The organism is Sphingopyxis sp. (genome assembly GCF_036402335.1).
GTDB lineage: Bacteria > Pseudomonadota > Alphaproteobacteria > Sphingomonadales > Sphingomonadaceae > Sphingopyxis.
In genome coordinates this window covers 1-2,805 of the sequence record NZ_DASWTD010000609.1, presented here as the reverse complement: position 1 = coordinate 2,805, position 2,805 = coordinate 1, and the positions used below count along the sequence as shown (strand labels likewise).

3 protein-coding genes are annotated in these 2,805 nt (G+C 63.3%); all 3 read left to right on the top strand.

Annotation, left to right across the window (positions count from 1 at the left end; translation table 11 throughout):
* Positions 1 to 975, top strand: a 975-nt coding sequence (locus VGD20_RS19730; protein WP_331136079.1) for a DUF885 domain-containing protein, incomplete at its 5' end; no start/stop codon positions are given.
* 97 nt (positions 976 to 1,072) lie between these two features.
* Entirely contained in the window at positions 1,073 to 1,963 is an 891-nt protein-coding gene (locus VGD20_RS19725) for a helix-turn-helix domain-containing protein (protein ID WP_331136078.1), read from the top strand.
* A gap of 296 nt (positions 1,964 to 2,259) precedes the next feature.
* On the top strand, positions 2,260 to 2,751 hold the full coding sequence (locus tag VGD20_RS19720) for an SUF system Fe-S cluster assembly regulator (RefSeq protein ID WP_331136077.1): 492 nt from the start codon (positions 2,260 to 2,262) through the stop codon (positions 2,749 to 2,751).
* Positions 2,752 to 2,805: the final 54 nt, after the last annotated feature.

The window sequence follows — 2,805 nt, the reverse complement described above, 5'->3', positions numbered from 1 at the left end:
CCCGACGGCAAGGCCTATTATGAAGCGCTGCTCGCCAATTACACGACGACCGACATGACCGCGGCGCAGATCCACGACCTCGGCCTTGCCGAGGTCGCGCGCATCCACGGCGAAATGAAGGCGATCATGGCGAAGGTCGGCTTCAAGGGTACGCTCCAGGAGTTTTTCGCGCATCTGCGGACAAACCCGCAATATTATTATACGACGCGCGAGGCCTATCTGGCCGATGTCGATGCCAAGGTGAAGGCGATGGAGGCGCGCCTGCCCGCCTTCTTCAACACGCTGCCCAAGGCGCATCTGCAGGTGAAGGCCGTTGAGGCGTTCCGCGAGAAATCGGCGGGCAAGGCCTTCTACTCCTCGCCCTCGCCCGACGGGTCACGACCCGGCATCTATTATGTGAACCTCTATGATTTGCGCGACATGTCGAAGAACGAACTCGAGGCGCTTGCCTATCATGAAGGCGTGCCCGGCCATCATTTGCAGCGCGCGGTGCAGACCGAACTGACCGGACTGCCATCCTTCCGCCGCTTCGGCGGCTTTACGGCCTACACCGAAGGCTGGGGCCTCTATACCGAGGAACTCGGCAAGGACATGGGCTTCTATACCGATCCCTACAGCGATTTCGGACGACTTGGCATGGAGCTGTGGCGCGCGTGCCGGCTCGTCGTCGACACCGGCATCCACGACAAGCGATGGACCCGCGAACAGGCGATCCAGTATCTCAAGGACAATACGCCGAACCCGCAGGGCGACATCGAAAAGGCGATCGAGCGCTATATCGTCTATCCGGGGCAGGCGACCGCTTACCTGATCGGCAAGCTCAAGATCATGGAACTGCGCGGCCGGGCGCAGGCGGCACTCGGCGACAAATTCGATTTCCGCAGCTTCCACGACGTCGTGCTCGAATCGGGTCCAGTGCCGCTCGACATCCTCGAACGACGCGTCGATGCGTGGATCGCGGCGCAGAAAGGCTGAACCGGCTACATTTGCCGCTTGACGCGCGGGGATGAAACGCAAATGATTTGGGCCATATAAGAAGGCAGCCGGAAACAGGCTGTCGGGGTCTGGGTCCATGTCGCAAACATCATCCTCGCCGTCGGGCGTGGACGGCAGCATGCCGTTCGAACTGCACTATTTTCCGCCCGATCCCGATTTGGCGGACATGGTGTCGAGTTTCTATTTCATGCGGATCGATCCGCCGCTGTTCGACGAATATGAACGCGCCGACCGCCCGCAATTTCGCATGATGAATGCCGCCGAGGGCGAATATATCTTTCCCGACGGCCACCGCTTCGCCGCGCGGCGCGCGACGATCCTCGGGCCGACGAGCGGCAGCGTCCGCGCCATGGTCAGGGGCGGCGCGCTCCGCGTCTTCGGTTTCGGCCTGCTGCCCGTCGGCTGGGCAACGCTGATGGGTGACCATGCCGACAAGCTGACCGACCGGGCAATCGATGCCGGCAGCCTGTTCGGCGACTGGGTCGACGATGTCATCGCCGCACTGATGGCGGCGCCGGACAATGAGCAGCGCCTGGTCATCGTCAATAATTTCGCGCGGGAAATCCTGAAGAAGAACCAGCCTGCGCCCGTCTGGTTCACGCGAACGGTCGACCAATGGCTGACCGGGTCCGCCTCGCCGCAGGTTCCCGAACTGGTCGACGCAACCGGCATGTCGATCCGTTCGGTCGAGCGGATGACCAAACATTACTACGGCCTGTCGCCCCGCATGCTCGCGCGCAAATATCGTGCGGTGCGTGCCGCGTCGGCGCTCGCGCGCGGCGAAGGGCTCGACGCGGCCCAGCTCGGCGAAGCCTTTTACGACCAGTCGCACCTGATCCGCGAAATGAAGCGTTTTGCAGGCGCAACCCCCGGCCAGCTCGCGAAACCGACTCCGCTGACCGAGGCGACGACCAAGGGCCGCAAGCAACTCGCCGGCAGGGTCAGCCCACTCGTTTCCGAGACCTGAGCGCAATTAACCTTCAAAAACCGGCGCTTCGTCTTTTTGGCGTTTTCATCCAATCGCGAATCGCGCGGCCGGCATAATCCAGCCTTGCGACCCAGAAGAGCTCATCCTCTGACGAGGACTGAGACCTTCATCTTGGCACTCATTTGGCTTCGGCCGGATGGGTGCCTTTTTTTTGGCGCAGCTTTTCTATCATCGCGCATATCCGCGATTGCTTGCGCTCGCGGGGCGGTGCGCCTATGTAAGTGGAGTGATTTACTCCAGTTAAGAATCGTTCGCAACTGCGACGGAAAAGAACAATGCGCCTGTCGAACCTTGCCGATTATGCCGTGGTGCTGATGAGCGCCGCCGCCCGCCAGTGCGGGTCGGTGCCGATTCATGCCGGCATGCTGGCCGAGCAGACGGGCATCCCTGGGCCGACCGCGCAAAAGCTGGTGAGCCAGCTCGCGCGCGCCGGCCTGCTCGTCGCCTCGCGCGGCACCGGTGGCGGGGTACGGCTCGCGCGGCCCGCGGCGGCGATCAGCGTCGCCGACATCATCGAAGCGGTCGAAGGGCCGATCGCGCTGACCTCCTGCGTCGCCGAAGGACGCCATGATTGCTCGCTCGAAGGCCATTGCAAGGTCCAGCCGCACTGGGGCGTCGTGAACGGCGCGGTGCGCGGGGCGCTCGCCGAGATCAGCCTGGCGAGCCTTTCCGTCGCCCCTGCGAAGGCAGGGGCCGCTGGCAGTTTGCACAGCGGCGACGGCGTAAATCCTCCCGCGGCCCCCGCCTTCGCGGGGGCGACGAGTTAGAGATATGACCGACAACACCGAAACCCGCATCAAGGACCAGGCCGCGCACGACGC

Bases quoted from the DNA above. Each gene is read 5' to 3' on its own strand.
- VGD20_RS19725 (WP_331136078.1), top strand. From the start codon at position 1,073: ATGTCGCAAACATCATCCTCGCCGTCGGGCGTGGACGGCAGCATGCCG.
- VGD20_RS19720 (WP_331136077.1), top strand. From the start codon at position 2,260: ATGCGCCTGTCGAACCTTGCCGATTATGCCGTGGTGCTGATGAGCGCC.